Genomic DNA, 4,049 nt, shown 5'->3' on the forward strand with positions numbered 1-4,049 from the left:
GTTTTTCTGATCGGTCTGGGCTCTAGACAAGCGAATGCATAAGGACAGCTTCTTAGGTTACGAGGTTCACCATCATGCAAAATAGCTGGCTCATCGCATGTGCACTTGCTCTCGGACTTGCTCCCGTCATCTTTGCGTTTGTTCAAAACTTTAAAGCGAGAATTCTCCTCCTTGGAGCTCTTTTGGCGCTTGCCTTTGGCGTGTCTAATTATGCAAGTGCGGAGTGGAGCTTTCCGCTCACTGAAGAAGAGATCACGTTTCGGCCAATCCAAGACTCTCAGAATGACTATGTTACAAGCGATACGTGCAGGGCTTGTCACCCTGGCCAGTACGCCACCTGGCACCGCTCTTATCACCGCACGATGACCCAACCTGCGACCCCCGAAAATGTCATCGGCAAATTCGACGACCATGAAGTGACTGCTTACGGTGAAAAATACATCCTGAGTCGCGAGGACGACAGATACTTTGTAGACGCTCCCAATTGGAAAAAAGAGCGTGCAGACGGGTCATTCCCACGCATTCGGAGGGAGTTTGTAATGCTCACCGGTTCTCACCACATGCAGGTTTACTGGTATAACGAGGGCGAGCACCGTAACCTCCGGCACTTTGACCTTGTCTACGTGAAGGAGACCGAGACCTGGGTTCCACGACTTGCCACGTTTATCACTCCACCCAGCCGTGACAGCAACCCGAAATCAATGGGCTCTGCAAAATGGGAAGAAGCATGTATTCCCTGCCACGTAACCAACGGTAAACCACGCGTCCACCGTGTTAAGGGAACCGCGGACACGCGCATGTCTGAATTTGGGATTGCCTGTGAAGCCTGCCATGGTGAAGCGAAAGACCACATCGCTAGACACAAAAACCCGCTTACCCGCTATGCCAGCCACTACGCAGACGACCAAGATAAGAGCATCGTCAATCCTGCATCACTAACAACCCGTACATCATCGCAAGTGTGTGGACAGTGCCACAGCTTGCGCTCATTTATGTCTGGTAAACTGCAAATTCACTGGAAAAGCGGTGGCGGAGATCCCTATCGTCCCGGCGATGACCTGGAAGATACCGAGATGGTATTTCAGTTCCCTCACCCCAAGCCAGAACAGGCTTCAGTTCAGCAATACCTCCTAGACGGTCTCCCGGGATTTACGTCTGGAAGTTTTTGGCCCGACGGCATGGTTCGCGTAGTGGGCCGCGAATATAACATGCTTCTCAAGACGCCATGCTACAACGAGGCTGAGACAGAGCAGCCGTTTAGCTGCATGTCTTGCCACAGCATGCACCCTGATGACACCAGTGCCGACTCCGTAGAACAGTGGGCTGATGACCAACTGAAACCGGGCATGCGCACCAACGAGGCCTGCTACCAATGTCACGACAACTTTCGAGAAAAACTATCAGAGCACACCCGTCACGACCCCGAGTCGCACGGTAGCCTTTGTTACAATTGTCATATGCCTCCAACCACCTACGGACTCTATAAATCGGTACATAGCCATCAGATATCGAGTCCAAGTGTTGCCGAGAGTGTTGGTACAGGTCGAAACAATGCATGTACCAATTGTCACATCGACAAAACACTCTCATGGGCATCAGAAAATCTACAAAATTGGTTCGGGCATAAGCCCACCGAGATTCATCCTGAGCTGGATAAAGCTGCCTTTAACCTCGTGTTGATGTTGCAGGGAGATGCCGCTCAACGTGCACTCGCCGTATGGGCGATGTCGTGGGAGCCTGCACTTGAAGCGTCGGGTGATGACTGGCAACCTCCCCTCGTCGCAGAACTTTTAGATGACCCTTATGACGCGGTTCGGTTTATCACCCACCGAACACTTAAACGTTTTTCACCGTTTGAAAATTACGAATACAATTTCGTCGGCGATGCAAAGGCCTTGCAACAAGCTCAGATTGATGTTCGTGAGAAATGGTTTGCGGAACCGGGGCGTAACCAAACTCACCTGACCCCAGATACTATTATGGCTCCTGATGGAACACTGCTCATGGATACACTGTCCGATATATTAAGCAGGCGAGACGATGCGCAAATCGATATAGCTGAATAACTCCTCACGCCCTCGAATCACTCGACATAGCACCCGGTAGCAATTTCCCAAGGGATGCCTTATGGTTCTCGGGCTATGGTAAACTTCCGCTCAAGCTTGGTGAAAAGCCGAGGATTGCGTAACCGCATCGAATCTGTCGAACAGACTATCCTCAGATTACAGGGCGCACCATCTGAGTCCGAAAAACGCTTTCAAGTACCAGATAACCACTGGGATGAATATTTCGCGCGTGCAACCGTTGGGCGCTCCTGGCTGCGTAACGTCTCACAGGAATGGTACCACCTGCAGCCCATTTTCGACGTCATTGAAAACACAGTGCCCACCGGGAGTCGCATCGTGGAAGTAGGCAGTGGTTTAGGACTTACCGCGCTCTACTTTGCATCAGCCGGTTTTGATGTGACGGGGATTGATATCAACCCTCAAGCAATCGCCTTCGCACAAGAGTCGATTCAACCTTTGTTCCCATCAACTTTGCGCTTCGAGCCAGGCGATGCCTTTAAACTCGAGGCTCCCGAGAAACCCTACGATCTTGCCTATTCTCTGGGGGTTGTCGAACACTTTGATCGCAACCAAACCGTGGAACTTCTGCAGCTTCAAGGAACCATTGCACGATTTGTTTTGGCCGTTATCCCAACACCATTTACACGCTATGCCGGTGGTATTCATGATGAACGTTTCTACGGGCGGTTTGGGCTTCGAAGTATTGCAGAAGATGCAGGTTTAAAAGTTCACAAACTCTTTGGATACGGCGATATCCCAAGCCCAGTTCACCAAACCATTCGGCGCTGGGCGCCACCCGCACTTATATCTTGGCTACGGAATTATGTAAGTTATGGAATGGGTGTTGGCGTTTTGGCTGAGTCCGCTACAGGAACTTAACGCACTCCCACGTGTCCAATCGACCTTCGAGCTTATTTTACGTAAAGCGTTCCTTCAATATCGAGGTAGGTAAGATACAATCTCATATCGAACTCGAGCTGGTGATATTCAGGCTCAATGTGCGTACACAGTTTATAAAACGCCTTGTTATGCTCTTTTTCTTTTAAGTGAGCCAGCTCATGAACTGTAATCATTCTCAAAAACTCGAGAGGTCCTCGCTTTAAAACTGAAGCGACTCTAATCTCGTGCTTGGCCTTCAGCCGATTACCCTGGACTCGTGAGATAAATGTATGTGTCCCTAAAGCATGCTTCACCACATGAAGTTTATTGTCGTAGCAAATCTTACTGATGGGTGGTGCTTTGCGCAGTGCGGAGCGTTTTAAGTCATTGACGTAGTGCCCGAGAGCTTTGTCGGTTTGAATATCGTGACAGTTTGGATACTTACTCAACAAATAGTTACCGAGCGCTCCACGAGACAGCAAATCCCGAACCTGATTTTGAACCCCATCGGAATAACCATTGATATATTGCAGAGCCGGCATAACTGCCTGATATACATCTCCACCCCGGCTGTAAACACCGAAGCGTAAAACCATTAAGTTAACGATCTCATGCACTTACCTAAAATGTAATAAAAGACCAAAATTCAGCATGGAGGCCACTGCTTATGCCTGAAGTCTATTGTCTGCTCCCGCTGGCCTCGCTAATCTAGGCCAACTGAGGAACCTGGAAAATATGCAGATCAATAAATACCCGCATCTCTTTCGAAGCGTACTAAGCTCACTTGTTTTTGCCCTATGCTTGGCATTGCCCAACTTTGATGCCGGTGCTTCCGCGCTTGATGAGTCGACCCAGACCGACGAAGAGGCTGAAGCTGAGACTGAAGCTGAGACTGAAGCTGAGTCTGAAGCTGAGTCTGAAGAAGAGGCCGACGAAAACACTGAAGCTGAGTCTGAAGCTGAGTCTGAAGCTGAGTCTGAAGCTGAGTCTGAAGAAGAGTCTGAAGCTGAGTCTGAAGCTGAGTCTGAAGCTGAGTCTGAAGAAGAGGCCGACGAAAACACTGAAGCTGAGTCTGAAGAAGAGTTTGAAACAGCGGCCGACCAA

4 protein-coding genes are annotated in these 4,049 nt (G+C 49.7%); 3 read left to right on the plus strand and 1 reads right to left on the minus strand.

All coding sequences use genetic code 11. The annotated features are described in order from the left end of the window. Positions 1-74 precede the first annotated feature (74 nt). Positions 75-2,066, plus strand: coding sequence for a hypothetical protein (locus tag HOK28_18570; GenBank protein MBT6435108.1), 1,992 nt, complete (start codon positions 75-77; stop codon positions 2,064-2,066). A gap of 75 nt (positions 2,067-2,141) precedes the next feature. Continuing rightward, entirely contained in the window at positions 2,142-2,945 is an 804-nt protein-coding gene (locus HOK28_18575; GenBank protein ID MBT6435109.1) for a class I SAM-dependent methyltransferase, read from the plus strand. 32 nt (positions 2,946-2,977) lie between these two features. Here the strand turns inward: HOK28_18575 and HOK28_18580 are convergent, their stop codons facing one another. Then, positions 2,978-3,487, minus strand: coding sequence for a M48 family metallopeptidase (locus HOK28_18580; protein MBT6435110.1), 510 nt, complete (start codon positions 3,485-3,487; stop codon positions 2,978-2,980). 193 nt (positions 3,488-3,680) lie between these two features. On the opposite strand from HOK28_18580, the gene HOK28_18585 reads away from it, so the two are divergent. Then, a partial coding sequence (locus HOK28_18585; protein ID MBT6435111.1) for a hypothetical protein occupies positions 3,681-4,049 on the plus strand: 369 nt, incomplete at its 3' end.

This window comes from Deltaproteobacteria bacterium, from assembly GCA_018668695.1.
Lineage (GTDB): Bacteria > Myxococcota > XYA12-FULL-58-9 > XYA12-FULL-58-9 > JABJBS01 > JABJBS01.